Origin of the sequence: Curtobacterium sp. MCLR17_036 (genome assembly GCF_003234445.2) — a bacterium.
Classification (GTDB): domain Bacteria; phylum Actinomycetota; class Actinomycetes; order Actinomycetales; family Microbacteriaceae; genus Curtobacterium.
Map to the genome: position 1 here is coordinate 1,602,785 of NZ_CP126269.1, position 24,954 is coordinate 1,627,738.

General features: G+C 72.3%; 20 protein-coding genes and 2 tRNA genes. 19 read left to right on the forward strand and 3 right to left on the reverse strand.

The window, feature by feature from the left end:
- Window positions 1-47 precede the first annotated feature (47 nt).
- The 3 genes from DEI99_RS07545 to DEI99_RS07555 all read left to right on the forward strand — a co-directional run bounded on the left by DEI99_RS07545 (window position 48) and on the right by DEI99_RS07555 (window position 3,471).
- Window positions 48-1,103: an aminotransferase class V-fold PLP-dependent enzyme gene (locus DEI99_RS07545; protein ID WP_111042434.1), complete on the forward strand. Its 1,056-nt coding sequence runs from the start codon at window positions 48-50 to the stop codon at window positions 1,101-1,103.
- A gap of 107 nt (window positions 1,104-1,210) precedes the next feature.
- A complete protein-coding gene (locus DEI99_RS07550; RefSeq protein WP_111042433.1) occupies window positions 1,211-2,596 on the forward strand; it encodes a glycine--tRNA ligase in 1,386 nt (461 codons plus the stop codon).
- Window positions 2,597-2,736: 140 nt separating this feature from the next.
- The gene (locus DEI99_RS07555) at window positions 2,737-3,471 is read left to right on the forward strand and encodes a DsbA family oxidoreductase (RefSeq protein ID WP_071254711.1); all 735 of its coding nucleotides are present in this window, start codon (window positions 2,737-2,739) and stop codon (window positions 3,469-3,471) included.
- A gap of 409 nt (window positions 3,472-3,880) precedes the next feature.
- On the opposite strand, the gene DEI99_RS07560 is transcribed toward DEI99_RS07555, so the two are convergent.
- Window positions 3,881-4,366, reverse strand: coding sequence for an aminoacyl-tRNA deacylase (locus DEI99_RS07560; protein WP_111042432.1), 486 nt, complete (start codon window positions 4,364-4,366; stop codon window positions 3,881-3,883).
- Between the two features lie 47 nt (window positions 4,367-4,413).
- On the opposite strand from DEI99_RS07560, the gene dusB reads away from it, so the two are divergent.
- The 12 genes from dusB to DEI99_RS07620 all read left to right on the forward strand — a co-directional run bounded on the left by dusB (window position 4,414) and on the right by DEI99_RS07620 (window position 19,890).
- On the forward strand, window positions 4,414-5,586 hold the full coding sequence (gene dusB, locus DEI99_RS07565; protein ID WP_111042431.1) for a tRNA dihydrouridine synthase DusB: 1,173 nt from the start codon (window positions 4,414-4,416) through the stop codon (window positions 5,584-5,586).
- Complete coding sequence (locus DEI99_RS07570; protein WP_111042430.1) at window positions 5,583-6,863, forward strand: deoxyguanosinetriphosphate triphosphohydrolase; 1,281 nt, start codon at window positions 5,583-5,585, stop codon at window positions 6,861-6,863. Before dusB ends, DEI99_RS07570 begins: the two co-directional genes overlap by 4 nt.
- A gap of 212 nt (window positions 6,864-7,075) precedes the next feature.
- A complete protein-coding gene (gene dnaG / locus DEI99_RS07575; protein WP_111042429.1) occupies window positions 7,076-8,992 on the forward strand; it encodes a DNA primase in 1,917 nt (638 codons plus the stop codon).
- A 702-nt stretch (window positions 8,993-9,694) separates the two neighbouring features.
- Window positions 9,695-11,311, forward strand: a complete 1,617-nt coding sequence (locus tag DEI99_RS07580; RefSeq protein ID WP_111042428.1) for an ABC transporter substrate-binding protein — start codon at window positions 9,695-9,697, stop codon at window positions 11,309-11,311.
- A 92-nt stretch (window positions 11,312-11,403) separates the two neighbouring features.
- Entirely contained in the window at window positions 11,404-12,501 is a 1,098-nt protein-coding gene (locus DEI99_RS07585; protein ID WP_071254727.1) for an ABC transporter permease, read from the forward strand.
- Between the two features lie 2 nt (window positions 12,502-12,503).
- Window positions 12,504-13,499 carry an ABC transporter permease gene (locus DEI99_RS07590; RefSeq protein WP_111042427.1) on the forward strand — a complete coding sequence of 332 codons (996 nt, stop codon included), beginning with the start codon at window positions 12,504-12,506 and terminating at the stop codon, window positions 13,497-13,499.
- On the forward strand, window positions 13,496-15,226 hold the full coding sequence (locus DEI99_RS07595) for an ABC transporter ATP-binding protein (RefSeq protein WP_258369497.1): 1,731 nt from the start codon (window positions 13,496-13,498) through the stop codon (window positions 15,224-15,226). The genes DEI99_RS07590 and DEI99_RS07595 overlap by 4 nt, the downstream gene beginning before the upstream one ends.
- A 148-nt stretch (window positions 15,227-15,374) precedes the next feature.
- Window positions 15,375-16,325, forward strand: a complete 951-nt coding sequence (locus DEI99_RS07600; RefSeq protein WP_071297277.1) for an ATP-binding cassette domain-containing protein — start codon at window positions 15,375-15,377, stop codon at window positions 16,323-16,325.
- Complete coding sequence (locus DEI99_RS07605) at window positions 16,322-17,323, forward strand: D-isomer specific 2-hydroxyacid dehydrogenase family protein (RefSeq protein WP_111042426.1); 1,002 nt, start codon at window positions 16,322-16,324, stop codon at window positions 17,321-17,323. Before DEI99_RS07600 ends, DEI99_RS07605 begins: the two co-directional genes overlap by 4 nt.
- Before the next feature lie 133 nt (window positions 17,324-17,456).
- Window positions 17,457-17,529: transfer RNA gene (locus DEI99_RS07610), tRNA-Asn, on the forward strand.
- A 121-nt stretch (window positions 17,530-17,650) separates the two neighbouring features.
- Window positions 17,651-19,183 carry a hypothetical protein gene (locus tag DEI99_RS07615; protein WP_258369496.1) on the forward strand — a complete coding sequence of 511 codons (1,533 nt, stop codon included), beginning with the start codon at window positions 17,651-17,653 and terminating at the stop codon, window positions 19,181-19,183.
- Entirely contained in the window at window positions 19,180-19,890 is a 711-nt protein-coding gene (locus tag DEI99_RS07620; RefSeq protein ID WP_284180986.1) for a pentapeptide repeat-containing protein, read from the forward strand. Before DEI99_RS07615 ends, DEI99_RS07620 begins: the two co-directional genes overlap by 4 nt.
- 31 nt (window positions 19,891-19,921) lie before the next feature.
- Here DEI99_RS07620 and DEI99_RS07625 read toward each other — a convergent pair whose 3' ends face one another.
- Window positions 19,922-21,409 carry an ArnT family glycosyltransferase gene (locus tag DEI99_RS07625; RefSeq protein ID WP_111042424.1) on the reverse strand — a complete coding sequence of 496 codons (1,488 nt, stop codon included), beginning with the start codon at window positions 21,407-21,409 and terminating at the stop codon, window positions 19,922-19,924.
- A 56-nt stretch (window positions 21,410-21,465) separates the two neighbouring features.
- On the opposite strand from DEI99_RS07625, the gene DEI99_RS07630 reads away from it, so the two are divergent.
- On the forward strand, window positions 21,466-21,945 hold the full coding sequence (locus DEI99_RS07630) for a hypothetical protein (protein WP_111042423.1): 480 nt from the start codon (window positions 21,466-21,468) through the stop codon (window positions 21,943-21,945).
- 40 nt (window positions 21,946-21,985) lie between these two features.
- Here DEI99_RS07630 and def read toward each other — a convergent pair whose 3' ends face one another.
- Complete coding sequence (gene def, locus DEI99_RS07635) at window positions 21,986-22,561, reverse strand: peptide deformylase (RefSeq protein ID WP_111042422.1); 576 nt, start codon at window positions 22,559-22,561, stop codon at window positions 21,986-21,988.
- A gap of 39 nt (window positions 22,562-22,600) precedes the next feature.
- On the opposite strand from def, the gene DEI99_RS07640 reads away from it, so the two are divergent.
- From DEI99_RS07640 to DEI99_RS07650, 3 genes are all read left to right on the forward strand, one after another.
- Window positions 22,601-23,515, forward strand: a complete 915-nt coding sequence (locus DEI99_RS07640; RefSeq protein ID WP_181434493.1) for a multidrug DMT transporter permease — start codon at window positions 22,601-22,603, stop codon at window positions 23,513-23,515.
- A 139-nt stretch (window positions 23,516-23,654) separates the two neighbouring features.
- On the forward strand, window positions 23,655-24,866 hold the full coding sequence (locus tag DEI99_RS07645) for a glycosyltransferase (RefSeq protein WP_111042421.1): 1,212 nt from the start codon (window positions 23,655-23,657) through the stop codon (window positions 24,864-24,866).
- A gap of 9 nt (window positions 24,867-24,875) precedes the next feature.
- Window positions 24,876-24,950, forward strand: a tRNA-Ile gene (locus tag DEI99_RS07650).
- Window positions 24,951-24,954 lie beyond the last annotated feature (4 nt).

The following is a 24,954-nucleotide window of genomic DNA, read 5'->3' on the forward strand; positions in this document are numbered from 1 at the left end:
ACAGATCGGCCCTGGTGTGATGGGGTGCGAGCGGCGACGCTGGCCGCATGGACTCCTTCCCCGCCGGCCGCGGCTACCTCGCGGCGTGCACCGCAGGACTGCCGACCCGCGCGACGCTCGCCGCCCAGCGCGCCGACCTCGACGCGTGGTCCCGCGCCGAGACGTCGCCGGCCCGGTACGGCGCCCTGGTCGAGCAGGGCCGTGCGCTCTTCGCCGCCCTCGTCGGCGTCCCGGCGGAGCGGGTCGCGACCGGCTCGCAGACCTCGGTCATGGCGGCCGTCGTCGCCGACGCGCTGCCGGACGGCGCCGAGGTGGTCGTGCCCGACGGCGACTTCAGCTCGGTCGTCTTCCCGTTCCTCGCCCAGGCGCACCGCGGCGTCCGGGTGCGGCACGTCCCGCTCGACCGGCTCGCCGCGTCCGTCGGTCCCGACACCGCCCTCGTCGCGTGGTCCGCGGTGCAGTCCGCCACCGGCGCGGTCACCGACCCCGGTCCGGTGGTCGCCGCCGCCCGGCGGGTCGGTGCCCTGACCCTCTGCGACCTCACGCAGGCAGCCGGCGTCCTGCCCGTCGACGCCGCACCGTTCGACGTGACGCTGACGCACACCTACAAGTGGCTCTGCGCCCCGCGCGGCGTCGCCTTCATGACGCTGTCCGACACCGCGCTCGGGCGGCTCCGGCCGGTCCAGGCCGGCTGGTACGCGGGCGAGGACGTGTGGTCCTCGTGCTACGGCCCAGCCATGCGCCTGGCCGACGACGCGCGTCGCTTCGACGTCTCGCCGGCCTGGCAGGCGTGGCCCGGTGCGGTGGCCGCGTTGCAGCACGCCGTCGCGCTCGACCAGCGGTCGGTCTGGAGGCACGCCACCGGTCTCGCAGACCGGCTGTGCGACACCCTCGGGTCACCCCGGCAGGGTGACGGGCAGGCGATCGTCACGTTCGCGGACGCCGACGGGTCGGCCCTCCGGGCGCTCACCGCCGCGGGGCTCACGGCCTCGGGCCGAGCCGGGCGACTGCGGATCGCGTTCCACCTCTGGAACGACGAGGCGGACGTGACCGACGTGGCGGCCGCGCTGGCCGGGGTGGGCGCGACCACGTCGGCGGCGTGAGGGGCGTCGGCGGACGCGGGGCGGGCCTCCCGGGCCACGAACGCCGGTAGTCTTGCCCGGACCGTTTCCGCACCGAGCACCCAGCTCGGCGACCTCTGGAGCACCCTTTGGCACAGCCCTCCCGTCTCGACAGCGTCATCGCCCTGGCCAAGCGCCGCGGCTTCGTCTTCCAGTCGGGCGAGATCTACGGAGGTTCCCGCTCCGCGTGGGACTACGGGCCCCTCGGTGTCGAGCTCAAGGAGAACATCAAGCGCCAGTGGTGGCAGCGGTTCGTCCGTGGCCGCGGTGACATGGTCGGCCTCGACTCCGCGGTCATCCTGCCCCGCAAGGTGTGGGAGGCCTCCGGGCACGTCGCGACCTTCACCGACCCGCTGGTGGAGTGCCTGCACTGCCACCACCGCTTCCGCGAGGACCACCTCATCGAGGCGTTCGTCGCGAAGAAGGGCCGCGACCCCGAGGGCCGCATGGCCGAGATCGCCTGCCCGAACTGCGGCACCCGCGGCGAGTGGACCGAGCCCCGCGAGTTCTCCGGGATGCTCAAGACCTACCTCGGCCCGGTCGAGTCGGAAGAAGGCCTGAACTTCCTGCGCCCCGAGACCGCCCAGGGCATCTTCGTCGACTTCGCGCAGGTCGTCACGACGAGCCGCATGAAGCCCCCGTTCGGCATCGGCCAGGTCGGCAAGGCGTTCCGCAACGAGATCACGCCCGGCAACTTCATCTTCCGCACCCGCGAGTTCGAGCAGATGGAGATCGAGTACTTCGTGCCGCCGGCCGAGGCGGGCGAGCACTACGAGCAGTGGATCACCGACTCGGTCGCGTTCTACACCGACCTCGGCATCGACCCGGAGAACCTGCGCCGCTTCGACGTGCCGGACGGTGAGCGGGCGCACTACTCCGACGCCACCGCCGACATCGAGTACCGCTTCGGCTTCACCGGTTCGGAGTGGGGCGAGCTCATGGGCGTCGCGAACCGCACCGACTTCGACCTCAACAACCACATCGAGTCGTCCGGCCAGGACCTGCGGTTCTTCGACCAGGCGGCTAACGAGAAGTACGTGCCGTACGTCATCGAGCCGTCGTTCGGCCTGACCCGTGCGCTCATGGCGTTCCTGCTCGACTCGTACCACGAGGACGAGGCCCCCAACGCGAAGGGCGGCGTCGACAAGCGCACCGTGCTGCGCCTCGACCCGCGCCTGGCGCCCGTCAAGGCCGCCGTCCTGCCGCTGTCGCGCAACGAGCAGCTCTCGCCCGTCGCCCGCGGCCTGGCCGACGACCTGCGCAAGAACTGGAACGTGGACTTCGACGACGCCGGTGCCATCGGTCGCCGCTACCGTCGCCACGACGAGATCGGCACGCCGTTCTGCATCACGGTCGACTTCGACACGCTCGAGGACAAGGCCGTGACCGTGCGCGAGCGCGACACCATGGGCCAGGAGCGCGTCTCGCTCGACCAGCTGCAGGGCTACCTGGCGCAGCGGCTGCTCGGCGCGTAGCGGTTCGCCGCGGGCCGGCGCGGCCCGGCGCAGATGCGCTTCGCACAACCAAAGTCACCTCGAACCGCGCGATCCCGCGGCGCGAGGTGATTTTGGTTGTGCGGCGGGAATGCGCCCGCACGCCGCGCGTTGGGCTGAGCATGAACGACTCCGTGAAGGTCGATGTCTGGTCGGACATCGCCTGCCCCTGGTGCTACATCGGCAAGCGCAAGTTCGAGGCCGGCGTCGCCGCGTTCGGCGCCTCGTCGGACGGGCGGCCCGTCGAGGTCGAGTACCACTCCTTCGAGCTGAGCCCGGACACCCCCGTCGACTTCGAGGGGACCGAGGCCGAGTTCCTGTCCGGGCACAAGGGCATGCCCGTCGACCAGGCGCAGCAGATGCTCGACCAGGTCAGCGCGATCGCCGCCGGCGTCGGACTCGACTACGACTTCGAGGCGATGCACCACACCAACACGGTGAAGGCGCACCAGGTCATCCACCTCGCGAAGCAGCACGGCAAGCAGCTCGAGATGGTCGAGCGGCTGTTCACCGCCTACTTCGAGCGCGGCGAGCACGTCGGGCAGGAGTCCTCGCTGGCCGACCTGGCCGCCGAGGTCGGGCTCGACCGCGACGAGGTCCTGGCCACCCTGCGCGACGACGCGCAGCTCGCGGCCGTCCGCGCCGACCAGGCCCAGGCGCAGGCCTTCGGCATCAACGGCGTGCCGTTCTTCGTCATCGACGGCAAGTACGGCGTCTCGGGCGCCCAGGACCCGACGGCGTTCGAACAGGTGCTCCACCAGGTGGTCGCCCTGCGCGAGACCACCCCGGACGAGGTCGCCTCGGCGGCCGAGCGTGCGGCGGACGACGCGAGCGCGGACGCGGCGGTGACCCGGTGACGGGCGCGACGGTGTCCGTGGGTGCCGCACCGGGCCTCCCGATCGACGGTGCGACAGCTGCCGCCCAGCCCGCACTGCTCACGCTCGTGACGCCGGGCGGTGCGCCCGTCTGCGAGGGTGACTCGTGCTTCGTGCCGGGCGCTGAGGGTGACTGGACCGAGGTGCCGGACTGAGGTCCGACCTGCGCTCACCGAACTGCGCCCCTGTGCGGGCGTCGCGCCCCGGTACTGCCGGGCGCGACGCCCGCACAGGGGCGCGACGGTGTGGGCGGCGCCGTGCGGCGGCCCTGCCGGGCGGGACGCCCACGCGGCGGCACGCTCGGACCTGCGCCCCGACGCGGTCAACGCGCCCCGGTTCTGCGGGGCGCGACGGCTGTGCGGGGGCGCGTCCGGTCGTGCGCCCGGACGGATCAGCCGCGCTGCGGTTCCTCGTCGGTGATGTCGGCGACCGTCGCGCCGTAGGCGGCGACGAGGGCGTCGGCGTCGACGAAGGCGCTCGCACCGTGGCGTCCGGCTCCGAGGGCGACCCGGCGGCCGAGGACGCGCTCGTCGGCGTACACCGGCAGGTCGCCCGTGGCGCCGATCGGCGTGATCGTGCCGCGTTCGTAGCCGGACGCCTGGAGCGCGGTGACGGCATCGGGCATCGACAGCTTGTTGACGCCGACGACCGTGCGGAGCTTCTTCCAGGCGATGCTGCGGCCGCCGGGCACCAGCGCGAGCAGGTAGCCGCCGTCGTGCCGCTTCACGACGAGGGTCTTCACGATGTCGCCGGGTTCGATGCCGAGCAGTTCGGCCGCCCCGTGCAGGGAGTCGGCGGCGGGGCGCTCGACGACCTCGACCGCCAGGCCGCGGGCCCGGGCGTCGGCGTCGAACCGGGAGATGGCGTCGCTCGTCATGTGGAGAACGCTACCGGCGAGCACCGACGTGGGAAGATGGGACAGGTATGACGATCACTGACGCACCCGGGACGGCGACCCGTCCGGCGAAGCCCCTGCGCATCGGCCCCATCGAGGTCGACGTGCCGGTCGTGCTCGCGCCGATGGCGGGCATCACGAACATGGCCTACCGCCGGCTCTGCCGCGAGTACGGTGCCGGGCTCTACGTGTGCGAGATGATCACGTCGCGCGCGCTCGTCGAGCGCACGCCCGTGTCGATGCAGCTCATCCAGCACCACGAGTCCGAGACCCCGCGGTCGATCCAGCTCTACGGCGTCGAGCCGAACACCGTGGCCGAGGCCGCCACGATCCTGGTGGGCGAGGACCGTGCCGACCACATCGACCTGAACTTCGGGTGCCCGGTGCCCAAGGTCACCCGCAAGGGCGGCGGCGCGGCCCTGCCCTGGAAGACCGAGCTGTTCAAGGAGCTCGTCACGAAGACCGTGCGCGCTGCCGGTGACGTCCCGGTCACCGTCAAGATGCGCAAGGGGATCGACGAGGACCACCTGACCTACCTCGACGCGGCCCGCATCGCGCGCGACGCCGGTGTCGCCGCGGTCTCGCTGCACGCCCGCACCGCGAACGAGCACTACTCCGGGCAGGCGGACTGGTCGGCGATCGCGACCCTGAAGGAGACCGTCACCGACATCCCGGTCCTCGGCAACGGCGACATCTGGTCCGCCGCCGACGCCGTCCGGATGGTGCAGGAGACCGGCGCCGACGGCGTGGTCGTCGGCCGCGGCTGCCTGGGCCGTCCGTGGCTGTTCGGCGACCTGGCCGCGGCGTTCCGGGGCGAGGGGCTGCGCTACATGCCCTCCCTGGGCGAGGTCGCGGTCGGCTTCCGTCGGCACGCCGAGCTGCTCGTCGAGTTCTTCGGGTCCGAGGAGCACGGCTGCCGCGACGTCCGCAAGCACGTGGCGTGGTACTTCAAGGGGTACCCGATCGGCAGCGACGTCCGGTCCGCCCTGGCGATGGCCTCGAGCCTGCAGGAGATCGACGACCTGCTCGGGCAGCTCGACCACGACGCGCCGTACCCGGGCGCCGACGCCGAGGGGCCCCGCGGCCGTGCCGGACACCCGAAGCGCACCGCCCTGCCCGACCGCTGGCTCGAGAGCCGCGACGTCGACGCCGAGTTCCGCAAGGTCCTCGCCGCCGCCGAGCTGCACCACAGCGGCGGATGAGCGCCTTCGCCTCGTACGGGCCGGCCGACGCCGAGCGCTGGCTGCCCGAACAGCACGGCAACCGCCGGTCCGACTTCGCACGCGACCGTGCCCGGCTGCTGCACTCCAGCGCGCTCCGGCGCCTGGCCGCCAAGACCCAGGTGCTCAGCCCGACGGCCGGACTCGACTTCGCCCGCAACCGGCTGACGCACTCGCTCGAGGTCGCGCAGGTCGGCCGCGAGCTCGCCGACTCGCTCGGCCTCGACCCCGACGTGGTCGACACGGCCTGCCTGGCGCACGACATCGGCCACCCGCCGTTCGGCCACAACGGCGAGACCGCCGTCAACGCGTGGGCGGCCGGCATCGGCGGCTTCGAGGGCAACGCACAGACCCTCCGGCTGCTCACCCGGCTCGAGCCGAAGGTCTACGGCGACGACGGGCAGGCCTACGGGCTCAACCTGACGCGCGCGTCGCTCGACGCCAGTTGCAAGTACCCGTGGCCGGCCTCGCAGGGCGTGTCGGAGTCGTCGTCGGGTCGGACGAAGTTCGGCTTCTACGACGACGACCACGACGCCTTCGCGTGGCTCCGAGCCGGGGCACCCCGCCGGCAGCGGTGCATCGAGGCGCAGGTCATGGACCTGTCCGACGACATCGCGTACTCGGTGCACGACTTCGAGGACGCCGTCGTCGCCGGGTTCATCGACGTCGCCGCCCTGGGCGACCGGGTCGGCGAGAACGACATCGTGAGCGCCATGCACGCGTGGGTCGGCGACGACCTGAGCCGCGACGAGCTGCTCGAGGCGTTCGACCGGCTGCGCGCGCTGCCGCTCTGGATGACCGCGTACGACGGATCCCGTCGCGATGCCGCGCGCCTGAAGAACCTGACGTCGCAGCTCATCGGCCGCTTCGCCCGGACGGCGACCGCGGCGACGCGGGCCGCGTACGCCTCGGGGTCGCTCGTCCGGTTCGCCGCGTCGGTCGTCACCCCGCCGGAGATCATCGGCGAGATCGCGGTGCTCAAGGGCATCGTCGCGGCCTTCGTCATGACCCACGGCGACCGTCAGCCCGTGTACGAGGACCAGCGGCGGGTGCTCACCGAGCTCCTCGACGCGCTGGCGGTCTCGGGAGACGCAGCACTCGAGCCGGGCTTCGCCGCCGACTGGCGAGCGGCCGGTGACGACGCCGGACGGCTCCGCGCCGTGGTCGACCAGGTGGCGAGCCTGACCGACCAGGGCGCGATCGCGTGGCACCGACGGCTGGTCGTCGGGGAGCGGGAGACCGTCCACATCCCGGTGTGAGCGGTCGGGGTCCGCCGTCGGCGCCCGTCGGCGGGACCGGTGTCGACGCGGGCCGGCGCCTGTCGGTACGGGCGGTGTCGACGTGGGCTGGGGTCCGTCGGCGCGGGCTGGGCCCGTCGGCGCGGGCGGTGTCGTCTCGGCCCGGCGTCCGTCGGTGCGGGCGTTGTCGACGCCGGTCGGCCGAGGTCGGTCCCAGGAACTAGGATCGAGGGGTGGCTGGCAGGATCGCGCGGAACGACATCGACGAGGTCCGCTCGCGTGTCAACATCGCCGACGTCGTCGGCGACTACGTCACGCTGAAGAACGCCGGCGTCGGGTCGATGAAGGGCCTCTGCCCCTTCCACGACGAACGGTCGCCCTCGTTCCACGTGCGGCCCCAGGTCGGTCGGTACCACTGCTTCGGCTGCGGCGAGGACGGCGACGTCTTCAGCTTCATCATGGCGCAGGACCACACCACCTTCGCCGAGGCGGTCGAGCGCATGGCGGCGAAGATCGGCTTCACGCTGCACTACGAAGAGGGCGACGGGCCGCGCACCGACTACAACACGCGCGCCCGGCTCATCGCCGCGAACGAGGCGGCGCTCGAGTACTACACCTCCCAGCTCACGACGGCCGCCGCCGAACCGGCCCGTCGGTTCCTGGGGGAGCGCGGCTTCGACCCCTCGGCCGCCCAGCACTTCGGCGTCGGCTTCGCACCGAAGTCGTTCGACATGCTCAAGGACCACCTGCGGGGGCGGGGCTTCACGATGGAGGAGCTCGTGTCCGCCGGGCTCGTCAGCCAGGGCGACCGCTCACCGTACGACCGGTTCCGCGGGCGACTGATGTGGCCCATCCGCGACGTCACCGGGGCGACGATCGGGTTCGGCGCGCGCCGCCTGCTCGAGGACGACAAGGGCCCGAAGTACCTCAACACGCCCGAGACCCCGATCTACCACAAGAGCCAGGTGCTCTACGGACTCGACCTCGCCCGCCGCGACATCGCGAAGCAGAAGCAGGTCGTCATCGTCGAGGGCTACACCGACGTCATGGCGTGCCACGTCGCCGGCGTCACCACCGCGGTGGCCACGTGCGGCACGTCCTTCGGCGTCGACCACATCAAGGTGCTCCGCCCGATGCTCGGCGACCTGGCCGGGGCCGACCCGAACGCGAACGGCGAGGTCGTGTTCACCTTCGACCCGGACGAGGCCGGGCAGCGCGCTGCCTCGCGCGCGTTCGCCGAGGAGCAGCGCTTCGCCGCGCAGACCTTCGTCGCCGTCGCCCCCGGTGGGCTCGACCCGTGCGACCTCCGGCTCGCCCGCGGTGACGACGCGATCCGTCGGCTCGTCACGAACAAGCGGCCGATGTTCGAGTTCATGATCCGTCGCACGCTCGACGGCCACGACCTCGAGACCGTCGAGGGTCGCGTCAGCGCCCTGCGCGCCGCGGCTCCGGTGCTCGCCGGCATCCGCGACCGCTCGCTCACCCAGGGGTACGTCCGCGAGCTCGCCGGCTGGCTCGGCATGGAGATGGCCGAGGTCCGTCGGTCGGTCGAGACCGCCAGGCGTCGCACCGGGTCCGGCACGGACGACCGCAACGGAGGCCCGGGGCACGACCGTGGGCCCGGTCACGGTGGCGAGGCGGCCGGCCCGGTCGACGAGCCGGTCGCAGGGATCCGGTCGCTGCCGAACGACCCCATCAGCCGGATGGAACGCGACGCCGTCATGGCGATGGTGCAGCAGCCGGTCTCCGTCGGGGCGCCGCTGCTCGGACTCGCCGCCTCGGCCACGTTCTCGACGCCGATGCTCGCCGTCGTGCGGGACGCCGTCGTCGCCAACTCGGACGTCATCACCGCGGGGGACTGGCTCGACCGGCTGCTCGCCGACGTGCCGGCGCCGCTGCGGACGCTGACGCACGAACTCGCGCTCGCCCCGATCCCGGCGCGCAACGACGAGGACCTGGCGGCCTACTGCCGGAGCATCGTCGTGGCCCTGGTCGAGCGCGACCTGCTCGCCCGCAAGGCGTCCCTGCTCGGGCAGCTCCAGCGGACCGACCCGCACCAGCAGGCCGACCGACGTGCCGAGCTGCAACGGCAGCTCGTCGACATCGACGGCCAGCGCATGCGGCTCCGCGCCGACTCCGAGGCGTCCTAGCACCCGCTGCGGGTGCCGGTGCCGCTGCCGGGCCGACCCGGCCTGCCCGCACGCCGAGGTCGCGTAACGCGCCGCCTGCGGGGTGCCGTGGTCGCACGTTCAGCTGCTCGGGGAGCGTCGGAGCGGCACTTCGTGCGACCTCGGGCGCCCGCGATCCCGCTCGGGTCAGGGGAAGCGCACCGCCGCCGCCCGTCGCCAGCCGGCCTGCCCGCACGCCGAGGTCGCGCAACGCGCCGTGCACGGGGCGTCGCGGTCGCACGTACAGCTGCTCGGGGAGCGGCGGCGCGGCAGTTCGTGCGACCTCGGGCGCCAACGCTCCGGCGCAGGAGCAGGGGAAGCGCTCGAGCGGCCCGCGCGCCGAGGTCGCGCAACGCGCCGCCGGCGGGGCGCCGTGGTCGCTCGATCGGCTGCTGCGGGGGCGTCGGGGCGGCAGTTCGAGCGACCTCGGCCGGCTCCGATCCCGCGCCGCACCAGGGGAAGCGCGCAGTTGCACGACGCAACCTTCGTGCGTGACACGCCGCTCGGGAGCGGCGGAATCATGCACCACGCGGCAGGAGCGTGCGTTACAGCGGTGTAAACAATCGGCCCTCGGTTCGGTCGGTTCCGTGACAGGGTGATACCAATGAGCGTTCCTGGTCGGCCACACAGACGATCCACCCCCGGCCCAGGACCCTTGCAATCACGACCAGAGAGGCAGCGGACATGGCATCCGTGACCAAGTGGGGCAAGCGCGGCATCGCGCTCGGCGCCGGTGCAGCAGCGACGGCGCTGGTGCTCACCGGCTGCGCGAGCAGCAGCGTGAGTGACACCGAACTGAACGGCCTGAGCATCGGGACGACGGACAAGATCACGTCCCTCGACCCGGCGGGTTCCTACGACAACGGCTCCTTCGCCGTGCAGAACCAGGTCTTCCCGTTCCTGATGAACACCCCGGTGGGCAGCCCGGACGTCGAGCCCGACATCGCCACGAAGGCGGAGTTCACGAACCCGACCACGTACGAGGTCACCCTCAAGGACGGGCTCGAGTTCGCGAACGGCAACAAGCTCACCTCGAGCGACGTGAAGTTCTCGTTCGACCGCGAGTTGAAGATCAACAACGAGAACGGCCCGCAGTCGCTGCTGGCCAACCTCAAGAGCATCGACACCCCGGACGACACGACCGTGGTGTTCAACCTCGACCACGCCGACCAGACCTGGCCGCAGGTGCTCTCGAGCCCCGCGGGCCCGATCGTCGACGAGGACGTCTTCAGCGCGACGAAGCTCACCAGCGCCGACGACATCGTCAAGGGCAAGGCGTTCGCCGGGCAGTACCAGATCAGCTCCTACAAGGAGAACCAGCTGATCCAGTACAAGGTGAACCCGAAGTACGACGGCGTGCTCGGCAAGGCGAAGACCGACGAGGTGACGGCCAACTACTTCACAAAGGAGACCGACCTCAAGCTCGCCGTGCAGAAGGGCGACGTCGACGTGGCGTACCGCTCGCTCACGCCGACCGACATCTCGGACCTGCGCAAGGACGACAAGCTGACGGTCACGGACGGCCCCGGCGGCGAGATCCGCTACGTGGTCTTCAACTTCAAGACCCAGCCGTTCGGCACCGGTCAGGACGACGCCGACGAGGCGAAGGCCCTCGCCGTGCGCCAGGCCGCCGCTGACGTGGTCGACCGCGCCGCCCTGGCGAAGGAGGTCTACAACGACACCTTCACCCCGCTGTACTCGATGGTGCCGGACGGCCTCACCGGTGCGGTCCAGCCGTTCAAGGACATGTACGGCGACGGCAACGGCGGCCCGGACGTGTCGAAGGCGAAGAAGACCCTCGCCGACGCGGGCGTCACCGGCAAGGTGCAGCTCGACATCCAGTACGCGCCCGACCACTACGGCTCGGCGTCGGACGACGAGTACGCACTGCTCAAGACCCAGCTCGAGGACTCCGGCCTGTTCACCGTCAACATCCAGTCGACGGTCTACACGACCTACGCCCAGGAGCGCACGAAGGACGCCTACCCGGAGTACCAGCTCGGCTGGTTCCCCGACTTCTCCGACGCCGACAACTACCTGTCGCCGTTCTTCACCAAGGAGAACTTCGTCCAGAACCACTACGACGACTCGGTCATCCAGGACCTCATCGCGAAGGAGCAGGCGGAGTCCGACCCGGACAAGCGTGCCGACCTGATCGAGCAGGCCCAGGAGCGCGAGGCGTCGCAGATCTCGACGCTGCCCCTGCTGCAGGGCAAGTCCGTCGCGGTCGCGAGCAAGGACGTCAAGGGGCTCCAGCTCGACGCCTCGTTCAAGTTCCGCTACGCCACGCTGAGCAAGTAGGCACGGAACACCGAGCCCTCCGCGCAGGCCGCGGGCGTCCCCACGAGGAACGCCCGCGGCCTGCGCACGGCTGAGAAAGGCACCCCACGACCGTGACCCTCACGAACCCCGAGGCGATCGAGACCGACCCGATCAAACCGCAGGCACAGCGACGTGCCGGTGGTGGCGGCGGCGGACTCGGCCGGTACATCCTCGTCAGATTCCTCCTCATCATCCCGACCGTCTTCATCCTGGTGACGCTCGTGTTCTTCCTGATGCGCGTCATCGGGAACCCGATCACCGCCTCGGTCGGTGGTCGCCTCACCCCCACGCAGCTGCAGGAACGCCTGCACGCCGCCGGGTACGACCGGCCCGTGGTCGTGCAGTACCTGGAGTACCTCGGCAAGCTGCTGCGGGGCGACTTCGGCTCGGCCTCGACGGACAACCGCCCGGTGACCGAGATCATCCTGCAGTACGGCGGCGCGACCGCCGAGCTCGTCTTCTACGCGCTCGTCGTCGCCCTCGTGCTCGGCATCCCGCTCGGCATGCTCGCGGCCTACCTGCGCGACAAGTGGCCGGACGTGCTGCTCCGGGCCCTCGCGATCCTGACGTACGCGACCCCGGTGTTCTTCGGCGGTCTGCTGCTCAAGCTCGTCTTCTCGGTGTGGCTCGGCTGGCTGCCGCTGGGGGACCGCGCCTCGTCCCGGGTCCAGCTCGTCCTCGACGGCATCCCCGGCGCGAGCGGCATCTACATCATCGACGCGCTCCGCACCGGCAACGCCGAGATCATCGGCGACGTGCTCCAGCACGCGGTGCTGCCGGCGCTGACCCTCGGCCTGCTGACGGCCGGCATCTTCCTGCGGCTCGTCCGCGCGAACATGATCGGCTCGCTCGGCTCCGAGTACGTCGACGCCGCCCGGTCGCGTGGTGTCCGCGAGTCCCGACTGGTCCGCACGCACGCGTTCCGTCCGGCGCTCGTGCCGATCATCACCGTGATGGGCCTGCAGATCGCGATGCTGCTCGGCGGCTCGGTGCTCACCGAGACCACCTTCGGCTGGCGCGGCCTCGGCTTCGAACTCAACCAGTACCTGTCCGCCCGTGACTTCGTCGCGGTGCAGGGCATCGTCGCGATGCTCGCGGTCATCGTCGCCGTGACGAACTTCGTCGTCGACGTCATCGCCGCCCTGATCGACCCGAGAGTGAGGTTCTAGAGATGGCTGACACCTCCCTCGTCGACCGCCACGAACCGCTGTGGAAGCGGCTGCCCGTCGTGGTCCAGCTCCGCCGGAGCACCGGCTGGCAGCGCGCCATGCTCATCGTCGGCGTGGTCGTCTGCGCCGTCTACCTCGTCGTCGCGATCGCCGCGCCGCTCATCGCCCCGTACGGCTTCGGTCAGCTGCAGGGCGACGACGGCGTGAGCTTCCCGCGCACCGGCTCCCCGAGCCCCGAGCACATCTGGGGCACGACGGTCGGTGGCTTCGACGTGTTCAGCCGCGTCGTCTACGGCGCCCGCACGGCGGTCCTCGTCGTCATCGTCGCCGTGGTGGTGTCGATCCTCGTCGGTGTCCTGCTCGGCATGGTGTCCGGGTACCTCGGCGGCTGGCTCGACCGCATCCTCGTCGTGGTGGCCGACGCGATCTACGCGTTCCCGTCGCTGCTCCTGGCGATCGTCGTGTCGATCGTCATCTCCGGTGGACGGTCGAGCTACAGCGGCGGCATCCTCGCGGCGGCGATCTCGATCACCGTCGTCTACGTGCCGCAGTACTTCCGGGTGGTCCGCGCCGAGGCCGTGCGCCTGAAGAACGACGCCTTCGTCGAGTCGGCGCGCGTGATGGGCACGAACCCGTGGCGGATCATGACCCGGCACGTCCTGCGGAACTCGACCCGGTCCCTGCCGCTCATCCTGACGCTCAACGCGAGCGACGCGATCCTGACCCTGGCCGGCCTCGGCTTCCTGGGCTTCGGCATCGGACCGACCGCCGGTGCGGAGTGGGGCTACGACCTCAGCCGCGCCCTGGCCGACGTCGCGTCGGGCGTGTGGTGGACCGGCGTGTTCCCCGGTGTCGCGATCGTCGTGCTCGTCCTCGGCGTCACGTTCATCGGCGAGAGCCTCAACGACATCTCCGACCCGCGTCTGCGCGCACGCCGCCGGCTGAAGCAGCTGGTGTCCCGCAAGCAGGCGACCGACACGGAAGGGGCGGCCGCATGACGGACGCAACCCCGGGCCTCCCGGCCGACGACGCGACCGACCGAAGCACCGCCCCCCGCGGCACCGGTGCCGAGTCCGTCGCCGTCGTCGACGACCTGACCGTCACGTTCGCGACCGACAACGGCGCCGTCGACGCGGTGAAGGGCGTCAGCATCGACGTCCGTCCGGGCGAGGTCCTCGCCCTCGTCGGCGAGTCCGGGTCCGGCAAGTCGGTCACGGCGCGCAGCATGCTCCGCCTCATGCCGGAGACGGCGACCCTCGGCGGCGCCGTCTACCTCGACGGCACCGACGTGGTGAGCGTCGGCGCGCAGAAGCTCCGCGAGCTGCGGGGCACGGCGGGCGCGATGGTGTTCCAGGAGCCCTCGACCGCGCTGAACCCGGTGTTCACGGTCGGGTGGCAGATTGCGGAGGGCCTGCGCGCCCACGGCGGCGTCTCGAAGCAGGAGGCCCGCGAGAAGGCGATCGACTACCTGCGCCGCGTCGGCATCCCCGACCCGGAGACCCGTGTCGACCACTACCCGCACCAGTTCTCGGGCGGGCAGAAGCAGCGCGTCGTCATCGCGAGCGCCCTGGCCCTCGAGCCGAGCGTCATCATCGCCGACGAACCGACCACCGCGCTCGACGTCACGGTGCAGGCCGAGATCCTCGACCTGCTCCGTCGGTGCCGTGACGAGTTCGGTGCTGCCATCGTCATCATCACGCACAACATGGGCGTCGTCGCCGACCTCGCCGACCGCGTCGCGGTGATGTACCAGGGCGAGATCGTCGAGGAGGCCACGGCGACGGACCTCTTCTCGAAGCCGCAGGCCGACTACACGAAGCGGCTGCTCGCGGCCGTGCCCCGGCTCGAGGCCTCGACGGGGACCGCCCGCCGCGCCGCGATCTCCGAGGACGTCACCCCGCTCGTCGAGGCGAAGGGGCTCGTCATCGAGTACCCGGGCCGCCTCGGCTCGCCCGCCTTCACGGCGGTCAAGGGCGTCGACCTGGCGATCCGTCCGGGCGAGGTGCTCGGCCTGGTGGGGGAGTCCGGCTCGGGCAAGACCACGATCGGGCGCGCGATGGCGGGCCTGACGAAGGTCACCGGCGGGTCGCTGAACGTCCTCGGCGCCGAGATGCGCGGGTTCCGCGAGCGGGACTTCAAGCACCTGCGGAAGGACATCGGGTTCGTCTTCCAGGACCCGGCGACGTCGTTCAACCCGCTGCTCACCATCGCCGAGTGCGTCGCCGAGCCGCTCGTGGTGCACGGCGTGGTGTCGAGCCCCCGGGCGGCCCGGAAGCAGGTCGACGAACTGCTCGAGGCCGTCCAGCTGCCGGCCGCCTACGGCGAGCGGTACCCGCACGAGCTCTCCGGCGGACAGCGCCAGCGTGCCTCGCTGGCCCGGTCGCTGGCGCTCCGGCCGAAGCTGCTCATCGCCGACGAGCCGACGAGTGCGCTCGACGTGTCCGTGCAGGCCCGCGTGCTCGAGCTCTTCCTCGAGCTCCAGCAGGACCTCGGCTTCGCCTCGCTCTTCATCAGCCACGACCTGGCGGTCGTCGGCGCGCTCTCCGACCGCATCGCGGTGCTCTACCGGGGCGACCTGGTCGAGTCGGGGACGACGGCACAGGTGCTCGGTTCGCCGCAGCACCCGTACACGCAGCGACTCCTCGCGTCGCTGCCCGTGCCGGACCCGGCGGAACAGGCGGAGCGACGGCGTACGCTGGAGCGACTGGAGAACGTCGGGTCCTGATCCGACGTGACCGCACTGGAGGCCCGGCCCGCGTCGACGACGCACGCCGGGCCTCCAGGGCGGTCGCCTCCACCGCAGCACGCACGACGGTCCCGCCTGTGGCGGCCCGTCGCGGACCGCCGCCAGGGGGCGGCGTGGAAGGGGATCCATGATCGCGGTCAACGGACCGGCGGTCGTCGCCGACGACGTCTCGATCGAGTACCGGGGCGGACGCGGCGCCGAGACCATCCGGGCGGTCGACGGCGTCAGCCTGACCGTCCGCCAGGGCGAGATCCTGGCGCTCCTGGGGGAGTCCGGCTCGGGCAAGTCGACCTTCGCCGCCGCGATCGCCGGTCAGCTCGGCGCCCACGGCGAGGGCGAGGGGGCCCTGCGCCGGCACATCGTCGGCGGCGAGCTGACGGTGCTCGGACAGAAGACCCGCGGCCTGCGCGCGTCCTCGCGCAAGGCGGAGCGCCTGAGCGGCCGCATCGGCTACCTGCCGCAGGACGGCGCCGACCGGTTGAGCCCCGACCTGACCGTCGGCGAGGCGATCGCCGAGCCGATCTACGCCAGGGACCGCCGGTTCGACCGGCGCGAGGCCGGGCTCATCGTCGCGCGGCTCGTCGACGCCGTGCACCTGCCGCTCGGCATCATGCGCCTGAACACGTGGGAACTCTCGAGCGGGCAGCGCCAGCGCGTCGCCCTCGCCCGGGCGCTCGTGCTCGAGCCGCAGCTGCTCGTCGCCGACGAACCGGCCCGCGGTGTCGACGTGCTCGTCCGCCAGTCGGTGCTCGAGGCCCTCGCGACCCTGCAGCGGAACCGGCACTTCTCGGCCGTCGTGGTGTCGAGCGACCTGCGCGAGGCCCGGGCCCTGGCCGACCGTGTCGCCGTGATGTCCGACGCGCGCCTGGTCGGGCTCGGCACCTTCGACGAGGTCCTGGACAACCCGGTCGACCCGTACGTCCGCACCCTGGCGGCCACGGCCGCGCGCGGCGTGAAGCGTCGTCCGGCACCCACCGCACCGCGGCGCTCGTCGGCGCCGCGCCGACCGGTCGCGGCCGGCAACGCGCCCGTCACCGCCGGGACCGGCCCCCGCGCCGAGCGACAGGAGACCCCGTGAGCCCGTCCACCCGCGGCCACCGCGCCGTCGTGCCGACCGGCGGCGGTGCGCTGCCCGTCGAGGTCCCGACACCCGGCCCCGTCGCCGTGCTCCCCGAGCCGACCGACCTGCACGTCACCGCCGTGACCGAGGCGGGCGGCACCGTCGCGCCGCTCGACGCCGACACCCGCGGGGTCGTCTGGCTCGACGCGCACGACCCGGCCGGCCTGGCCGACGCCCTCGTCACCGCTCCCGGCATCGGTTGGGTGCAGCTGCCCTTCGCCGGCGTGGACGCCTTCGCGCACCTCATCGAGGAGCACGGCGACCGGGTGCTCTTCACCTCGGCCAAGGGTGCCTACGCCGAGCCGGTGGCGGAGCACGCACTGGCGCTCACGCTGGCGACGCTCCGCGTGCTGCAGCGTCGGGCGCGGGCGACCTCGTGGGCCACCGAGCCCGAGGGCGTCTCGCTCTACGGCCGGAACGTCGTCGTCATCGGCGCCGGCGGCATCGCCGTCGAGTACCTGCGGCTCGTGGCCCCGTTCGACGTCGACGTGACCGTCGTGCGGCGCTCGGCCGACCCCGTGCCGGGTGCGTCACGCACCGTGACGACCGACCGCCTCGACGAGGTGCTGCCCGACGCGGACGTCGTCGTGGTCGCGGCGGCCATGACCTCGGGCACGACGAAGCTCCTGGGGGAGCGGCAGTTCGGCCTCATGCAGCCGAGCGCTCGCCTGGTGAACATCGCCCGCGGTGGCCTGGTCGACACCGATGCCCTCGTGGCGGCACTGCGCGCGGGCGAGATCGCCGCGGCCGGTCTCGACGTCACCGATCCGGAACCGCTGCCGGACGACCACCCGCTGTGGTCCGAGCCGGGCGCGCTCATCACGCCCCACCAGGCGGACACGCCGGAGATGGTCGGCCCGCTGCTCGCCGAGCGGATCCGCCTCAACACGACGGCGTTCCTCGGCCGGAGCGCGGACCGGTTCGTCGGCGTCGTGGACCCGACCGCCGGGTACTGAGCGGCGCAAGGCCCACCGCGCCCCGCTGCGAGGTCGCGGCGCGCCCGGGCGGCGTGTCCGATGCGGTGGAGTGCCTCGCGGTACTGCTATGCTGTTACCCGTTGTTCGCACGTCATCCGCCAGCGGACAGTGATCCTCGATAGCTCAATTGGCAGAGCAGCCGGCTGTTAACCGGCAGGTTGTTGGTTCGAGTCCAACTCGGGGAGCGACAGGCCCTCACCCTCCGGGGTGGGGGTCTTCTGCGTTCCCGGGGCCTTCTGGGTTTCCGGACGGTCGGCGACGCCGCACCGGGGCGCGATCGGACTCCGCGATAGCATTTCCCCTGCTATGACAATGACCCGGGCGCCGCAGCACGCCCGGCCGGGAGGCCTGCACGGCACCGGGGTCGCCGCCCGCCTCGACCGGGTCCTGGCCTCGCGAGCCGCCTTCGTCGTGGTGCTCGTCGTCTTCGTGCTGATGGGCTTCGGCTTCGCCGCGGTCTTCCACGTGCACGCCACCGCTGCCCCCGACGAACGCGGGCACGTCGGGAACATCCTGCTCTACGCCGAGCGCCCGCTCGGTGCGGGGCCGTTCCTCGACCGGATGGACACGTCCCAGCTCTGGATGGGCGAACTCGTCCGCTCGCCCCTGTACCTGTACCACTACCTCATGTCGTTCCCGGCACGGGTCGCGCTCGGCCTCGGCCTGGGGTACGAACAGGTGGTCGTCGTGCTCCGGGCCGTCGACGTGCTGTGGACGGCCCTCGGGCTCGTCGCGCTCCGGTCGCTGTTCCGCGGCGCCGGTGTCCCGGCGTCGATCGGACTGCTCGCCGTCGTCGCGACCGCCTTCACCGGCCGGTTCGCCTGGCAGGCGGCGACCGTCAGCTACGACGGTCCGGCGATGGCCGCGCTGTTCGTGTTCGCCGCCGTGGCCGTCCGGTTCGTCCGCGGCGGCGGGCTGCGCACCCTCGGCTGGCTCGTCGTCGCCGCCCTCGCCGCGCTGCTCCTGAAGTACTCGCAGGCACCCTTCGTGCTCGCCGGCGGGTTCTTCGCGGTGCTGCTGCGCTACCGGGCGGACGGCTGGGTCTGGCTGCGGCAGCCGGTGGCACGCACCGTCCGCGGCGCGCGGGAGCGGCCGTGGGCGACGGCGACCCTCGTCGTGGTCGGCGGTGTGCTGGCAGCCCTCGCCGTCGAGCGCTTCGGGGTGAACCTGCTGCAGTTCCACGCCGTGAACCCGTCCTGCACCGCGCTGCACACGCGCGCGGACTGCATGGACCACGCGATCTTCCGGCGCAACTACGCGGCGACGAGAGCGCACGAGCTCGCCGAGGTGGCCGGCACGCTCCCGCCGTTCGACCCGCTCGCGTTCCTCGGCTCGTGGGTCGCGACGTACTTCAAGTCGCTCTTCTTCTTCTGGGGTGCCTCGCTGCCGTGGCAGCCGGAGCCCGCGGTCGTGCTCGCCGGTGCCGTGTCCGTCCTCGTCGCGGCCGTGGTCGCCGCCACCCAGCTGCGACGCGTGCTCGCGAACCCGGCGCTCGCATGGTGCGCGGCCGTCGCCAACACCTACGTGTTCGCGGTCCTCTGCTTCAACGCCGCGACGGTGGTGAACCTCGGGCAGACGTACGCGTTCTCCGGGCGCTACCTGCTGCCGGCGATGCCGCTCGCGGTCGCCGTCGTGCTCGTCGGGGTCCACTCGTGGCTGCGCCGCCTGCCGCGACGGGCACGGGTGGTGCTCACGGTCGTGGTCGGCGTGGTGCTCGCGGCGCTCTTCGTCCTGTACAACCCGGTGAGCGCGTTCTTCCCGTCGGCACGCTCGGCCGCCTGGTACTCCGGGTGGGCGCTCGAGGTGCTGCCGCACTGGTTGACCGGGGTCGACCCGTGACCGCGCGGCCGCGCGTCCGGGGCGTGGTCGTCGGGATCGCATCCGTCGCCTTCGTCGCGGCGATCGGGGTCGCGGCGTTCCTGCGGCCGGGCAGCGACGGCGGCAGCGTGCACGAGGTCGACGGCTGCGCCGTCGTCTCCGCCCCGGGCCCCGAGGTCGCGACGTCCTGTCCGTCGGCGCGGCTGTCCGGCGTCGACCTGGCCGCCGCGGACCTGCGGCTCGCCGAGCTCCAGCGGGTCGACCTGCGTGCCGCCGACCTGTCGGACGCCGTGCTCTACGGTGCGGACCTGCGTCGGGCCGACCTGCGCGGGGCGGACCTGCGCGGCGCCGACCTGCACGCGGCCGACCTGCGCGCCGCCGACCTGCGCGACGCCCGGCTGTCCGCCGCGGACCTGTCGTCCGCGCGGCTCGACGGGGCCGACCTCGACGGCGCGGACCTGTCCGGTGCACGGATCGAGGACCTCGACGCCCCCGACACGATCCTGGACCCCGCGCCGATCGCCCTCCGGAGCCCCGACGGCCGTCCGGTCCGCACCGTCCTGCGCCTCGCGCTGCCGACCGGCGTGACCGCACCCCGCTGCACCGACCGGGTGGTGACCGCCGCTGTCGGCGAGACGACCGTGCGGTGCCGCCTGCAGACCGACGCCCGGCTCGGCGGCCGGCTCGAGGTCCCCGTGGTCGTGACCGTCAGCGGTCCCACGGGCTGAGCGCGACCCCGCACGGCGGGGCGGTGGTCCGTCAGCGCTCGATGCTCAGCGTGCCGTCGACGTTGTTGTCGACGATCGTGCCCTGCTCCGGCACGTAGACGTCGAGGTAGTCGAGCCGGAAGTGCTCGAGCTCGTCGGCGTGCTCGTCCAGGAACGTCCGGACCTGCGCGGGCATCGTCCGGCGCGTGTCCGAGCCGACCACCACGGCGTCGAACGGGCCGTTCTCCGGTCGCATCGAGCCGCGGTCCCCGAAGTAGATGCGCCACGTGTTCGCGCTGAAGCGGCTGAACAGGACGCCCTCGGTGCCGTGCCCCCGGACGGTCAGGGCGTCGGTCAGCAGCGCGATCCCGCTCGGCCGGGTCTCGGCCACGGCGACCCCGAGCCGCCCAGCAGGGACGAGCAGACCGGCGACGAGCACGAGTGCCGCCACGCGACCGAGCGGCGGTCGCACCGACGCCAGGCGCGCGTACCCGATCGCCGCGAGGGCGACGACGAGCGGCATCCACGCGTCGTAGTAGTAGGGAAGCGACACGTTCGCGACGACGACGTAGAACACGACGAATACGCCGAGGGCGATGCCGAGGTAGGCCACGAGCCGGTCGGGGCGGACGGCGAGAGCGCAGACGACGCCGACCACGAGCAGGGCGAGGAGCAACCAGCCGGTGCCGGCGAACAGGAACGCGAAGTTCGCCCACCACGGCGCACGCGCGAACACGGTGCCGAGGATCGTCGTCGGGTGGCCGTGCGCGTTCTGCTGCGCCTGGAAGGCGAGCATGTGCCCGATCGCGGAGAACAGCCCGACCGGCAGGTAGAGCAGGACGAACACGACGACGAACGGCACGCCGCCCCACAGCGCCCCGACCCCGAGGTCCTTCCAGCGACGCGCCAGCAGCGGCAGCGCCCCGATCGCGAGCACCAGGACCGCGGTGGAGACCTTCGACGTGACGGACAGCGCCAGCAGGGCCCCGGCCGCGGCGACCCACCAGCGGTTGCCGGTCCGCATCCAGCGCCAGGCGGCCGCGAGCGACGCCACCGCGAAGAACACCATGAGCGGTTCGAGCATCGCGAACCGGTCGATGCGGGCGCCGATCACCGAACCGGCGTCGGCCCAGGTGGCCCCGGCGGCGCGCGGGGTCAGCCACCAGGCGCCCGCGGCGAGCAGCCCGGTCCAGAAGCCGACCTCGCGCCGGAGCCAGACGAACAGCACCGCACCGGTGGCGAGCATCGCGACCGCGGCCACGAGCCGCGGTCCGAGCGGGCCCTGGCCGACGACGAGTTGCGCGATGCCGTAGAGGTACTTCGCCGTCGGCGGGTGCTCGAGGTTGAGCGAGAAGTCACCGTGCACGTAGGCCCAGCTCGCCCGCAGGTAGATGAACTCGTCGTTCACGATCGTGGCGCGCCCCAGGTGCCAGAACGCGACGAACAGCGCTGCGGCGGCCACCACGACGAAGGCGGTGCCGCGCAGCGGACGGGAGTGCAGACGGGGGATGACGACCTCCAGGGCGCAGTGCTCGCCCAATCATGGCAGGACTGGCCGTGCGGGTCCTGCCGGGGTGTTGCTGTTAGCGTTCTCAGGTGCTCCGATCCCGTCCGCCCCGCGCCGCGCTCCTCGGCGTGCTGCTCGTGACGGTCCTCGCGGCCTGCAGCGGGCAGGGCGCGGACGCCGACCCGACCGAGGGGCCGACCGGCTCCGAGAGCGTCGTCAGCGACGGCGCGTCACCCGTCGTGTTCGCCTTCGAGTGCGACGACGGCGGCGACCGCGAGCGCTACACGACCTACTCCGCCGTGTGGGAGGCCGAACGCTCGTCGTGCACGGCGCACCGGCTCACCGGTTCGGTGCCGTCGGAGCAGCAGCAGGCCGCGGTCCGTGCCGCGGACGGAGCCGCGACCCTCGTCGAGCTCGCGGCCACGTGCGCGGACACCGGCACCGCACCGTGGACGACCGCGGTGACCACGCGACGTGGGGCGCAGGTCGCCGCGGCGCTCCTGCGGTACTGCCCCGGGCACCCGGAGACCGACCACCTGCGCGACGCGCTGTCGACGTACCGGGGCTGAGCCGGGCCTCCCGGTCGCCCGTCGGGTGCTCGAGCGGGCGTCAGCCCTCGGGGTGGTCGCGACCCGGCAACCACGACTGGCCGGGGCCGCCCCAGCTGCTCTTGCGGATCGCCTTCGCGACCTGCTTGCCGTACGGGTGCACGAGACGGTCGGCGTACAGCCAGCCGTCGAGGTGGTCGTACTCGTGCTGGAAGATGCGGGCCAGCCAGCCGTGGGCCTCGACCTCGAACGGCTCGCCGTGCTCGTCGACCGCCCGCAGCAGGGCGCCCTCGGACCGGCGCAGCGGGAAGCGCTCGCCCGGGATCGACAGGCAGCCCTCGGACTCGTCGTCCTCGTCGAGCTCCTCGACGGACTCGGGGACGGCGGGCGTCGTCCACAGCACGGGGTTGACGGCGACGCCGCGGTGCAGGACCTCGTCGTCGTCGGTGTACGAGTACACGAAGAGGCGCTTGCCGACGCCGACCTGCGGGCCGGCCAGGCCGACACCGGGGGCCAGGTCCATCGTCTCGTACATGTCGGCGACGAGCGTGCGCAGGTCGTCATCGAACGCGGTGACCTCGGCTGCACGCTCGTGCAGGACGGGTTCACCGGTGATGCGGATCGGGAGAACGGCCATTCACCCAGGTTATCCGGCGGCGGACGGTAGCCTCGACGCGTGACGACGGACCTCCAGCTGCCGGATGCGGTCAACAACCTGACCCCCTTCCAGGCGCTCATGATCCCCGTCGCCCTGATCGGCGCGGTCTTCCTGTCGCTCGGCGCCCAGTTCCAGAGCCGCGGGGTGCAGCGGGTCGAGGCGCGCCTCGGCCGGCAGTCGAAGGGCCTGAGCGTCCGGCACGTCGTCGGTCTGCTGTCGAGCGGCTGGTGGGTCCTCGGCACCCTCATGCTCGGCATCGCCGTCGTCCTGCAGCTCGTCAGCATCACGAACGCACCGCTCATCGTCGTGCAGCCGCTCGGCGCGGTCGCACTCGTCATCACGACGTGGTTCTCCTCGCGCTCGTCCGGGGTCCCGCTCGGGCAGGCAGCACGACGCGCGGTCTGGACCTGCATCATCGGTGTCGGCATCTTCGTCGGCATCGCCGCCTTCGTCGGGCACGAGAGCGCCATCACCCGGCAGCAGCTCGTCACCGTCCTGGTGGTCCTCGCCGTCGTGCTCGTCCTCGTGCTGGCGACGTTCCGCCTCGTGGCGAAGCACCGCAACGCGCTCTACTACATCGCCGGGGCCGGGGTCCTCTACGGGTTCGTGGCCACCCTGGCGAAGGTCGTGCTGAACCGGTTCGTGAACGGCACGTTCGACTGGCTGACGGTGCTCGCCATCGTGGGCGTGGTCGTCGCGGCGTCGCTCGGCGGGTACTTCGTGCAGAACGCCTACTCGAGCGGGTCGGCCGACCTCGTCATCGCGGGCCTCACCGTCATCGACCCGATCGTCGCGGTCGGCATCGGCGTCGTCGTGCTCGACGAGGCCGCCGGGGCGCCGTGGTTCGCCGTCGCCGGGTTCGTCGTCGCGGCGGCCATCGCGATCACCGGGGTGTTCCTGCTCGCGAAGCACCACCCGGAAGCCCGGCGCTGACCCGCGGGGCCGCCTGCCCCGCCGCCGGGGTGCGTGCTCCGTGACGCCCGCATCCGCCGCGCGGCTGACGCGGGCGTCGATCCTGGTGCGCTAGCGTTCCAGACCGACCCGCTTCCCCCACGAGAGGACGACGCCCGCCGTGTCAGGAGACGCCACCACCGCCGCCCCCGGACCGACGGACGCGACCGGCGACACCCGCCGCCTGCGCGTCATGATCGCCGCCGACACGTTCCCGCCCGACGTCAACGGCGCGGCGACCTTCGCCGAGCAGCTCGCCGTCGGACTCGCCGAGCGCGGGCACGAGGTCCACGTCGTCGCCCCGGCGTCGAGCAGCCACCACGGCACCTTCGACGAGGAGCACCAGGGCGTGACCCTCGTCGTCCACCGCCTGAAGTCCTACAAGTGGCCGCTGCACGCCTGGCTCCGCTTCGTCTGGCCGTGGAGCGTCCGCAAGTGGACCGGCCCGATCCTCGACGCCGTGCGGCCCGACGTCCTGCACATCCAGTCGCACGTCGTCATCGGCCGCGGCATCGTGCACGAGGCGAAGGAGCGCGGCATCCGCGTCGTCGCCACGAACCACTTCATGCCCGAGAACCTGCTCGAGTACACGCCGTTCGGCAAGTGGACCCTGCCGATCGCGTTGAAGATCGCCTGGAACGACGCGGCGAAGACCTACCGCCAGGCCGACACCATCACGACCCCGACGAACCTGGCCGCCGACTACCTGCGCCGGGCCATCGCCGGCCAGCAGGTGCTCGCGATCTCCTGCGGCATCGACGCCACCCGCTACGTCGCCCGTCCGGGACGCCCGCCGGGCAACGACGTCGTCTTCGTCGGCCGGGTCGCGCCGGAGAAGAACCTCGACGTCCTGGTGCGCGCGATGGCGCTGCTGCCCGGCTCGCTCGGCGCGACGTTGTCGATCGTCGGCGACGGCGAGATGATCCCGAAGCTCACCGCTCTGGCGAAGGAGCTCGGCCTCGAGGACCGTGTCCGGTTCCTCGGGTTCGTCTCCGACGAGGACAAGCGCACCGCCCTGACGAACGCCACCGTCTTCGCGATGCCGTCGACCGCCGAGCTGCAGAGCATCTCGTCGCTCGAGGGCATGGCCTCCGGGCTGCCGGTGGTCGCGGCCGACTCGATGGCGCTGCCGCACCTCATCGACGGCAACGGGTACCTGTTCGCCCCGGGCGACGAGCGCGACCTGGCGGCCAAGCTCGAGGCGGTGCTCACGGCGTCCGACGCCGACTACACCGCCATGCGCGACCGCAGCCTCGCGATGATCGAGGCACACGACATCAACCGCACGCTCTCGACCTTCGAGGCGCTGTATCGTGGGGAAACGGTGGCCTGACGGCCTCCGGGGGCGGTAGCCAAGCTGGTCAAGGCAGTCGGCTCATAACCGAACGATCCGCGGGTTCAAGTCCCGCCCGCCCCACGTG